The 528-nt window shown below is 49.2% G+C and carries 1 protein-coding gene; it reads left to right on the forward strand.

Translation table 11 applies throughout. From position 1 onward, the window contains the following. Positions 1-528 (forward strand): efflux RND transporter permease subunit (locus R7E78_RS30185; protein WP_318059151.1); only part of this gene is annotated, 528 nt, incomplete at both ends.

A 528-nucleotide genomic window follows, 5' to 3' on the forward strand; every position in this document is an offset into this window, starting at 1 on the left:
AATGTAAGAAATGCCATTAAAGATCAGGTTGAAGCTATCCAACTTCCGGCGGGTTACAGCATGGAATGGGGAGGCGAATATTACGATGAAGACAAAGCGGTCACCGACATCATGAAGCAGCAACCAAAAGCAATGCTGATCATGGTGATCATCCTAGTTGCGATGTTCAACGGCTTTAAGCAACCAATCATCATCCTCGCAACGCTACCACTGGCAGCATCAGGGGCTGTGTTTGCTCTGCTTGGATTCGATAAACCATTTGGCTTTATGGCACTGATCGGAGCCATCACGCTGACCGGGATGATCATCAAAAATGGCATCGTACTAATGGATCAAATTGAGCTCGAACGCGCAAATGGCAAGAGCTTGTCTGACGCGATCAAAGAAGCCACTGTCAACCGTACTATGGCCATTTCTATGGGTGCGTTAACGACCGCTCTCGGCATGATCCCGCTGCTGTCAGATCTGCTGTTTGACCAAATGGCGGCAACCATCATCGGAGGCTTGGCGGCCGCAACCATATTGTCA

The organism is Vibrio sp. YT-19(2023), from assembly GCF_033337395.1.